Origin of the sequence: Streptomyces boncukensis, assembly GCF_011045075.1 — a bacterium.
Taxonomy (GTDB): Bacteria; Actinomycetota; Actinomycetes; order Streptomycetales; family Streptomycetaceae; genus Streptomyces; species Streptomyces boncukensis.
This window is the reverse complement of record NZ_JAAKZZ010001066.1, coordinates 1-774: the sequence shown is the minus strand read 5'-3', so window position 1 is coordinate 774 and position 774 is coordinate 1. Positions and strand designations below refer to the sequence as shown.

General features: G+C 70.4%; 1 protein-coding gene. It reads right to left on the bottom strand.

All coding sequences use genetic code 11. From position 1 onward, the window contains the following. Nucleotides 1–758, bottom strand: a 758-nt coding sequence (locus G5C65_RS37955; protein ID WP_338146862.1) for a replication initiator, incomplete at its 3' end; no start/stop codon positions are given. Between the last annotated feature and the right edge of the window lie 16 nt (nt 759–774).

Genomic DNA, 774 nt, shown 5'->3' with positions numbered 1-774 from the left:
TTATAAGAGACAGGCAAGGTAGCCCAGTGCGGGGGCGGGGAGTGGGGGCCGTCGGGTCCGTCGAAGCGGATCACGGTGTGGAAGTGGACGGCGCCGCGCTTTTGGTATTCGGCGACCTTGCCGAAGGAGACGCGGGAAGTTGCACGGGCGACTTGCTGGGTGAGTCCGGCGCGGCGGGCGATCTCACGGCGGAGGTAGATGGTGAAGTAGCGCCACAGGTCGGGGGCGTGGTTGTTCCACAGCACGGCCCCGGCGTAGTCGTACCGGTCCGGGTCCAGCGGGGTGCCCAGCAGCGGATCATCTTCCGGGTGCCGGACACCGCAGCGACAGGGCCGGGTGCCGGGGCGGTTGTGGACCGGGCCGAAGGTGGGTGCGGTGAGGGTGGCGAAGACGCGGGGGTGGTCGCGCACGGTGGGCGGGGTGCCCTTGGTCCGGTCGCCGGTGAGTCCGGCGCGGATGAGGTGGTAGGTGTCGCCAGCGTAGGTCCAGGCGCACGAGGGGCAGCGCGAGGCACGGCGGTTGCCGCAGGCAATCCGCAGCACGCCACCCGGCTCATGGTCGGTGAAGTAGGCATGCAGCACCGTGCCCGTGGCCCGATCCACCGTCTTGGTGGCGCCGGTAAGACGGATGGGGTCGGCGCAGCCACCGGTGCGGCGAATCTGCTCTTGCCAGCGATCGAAGCCGGGGTCTGCGGCTACTCGCAGCGCGTCGGCCAGAGTGTCCGGGTCCTGGCCTGCGATGGGGGTGGTGGCGGTCATGCAGCCACCTCCAGGG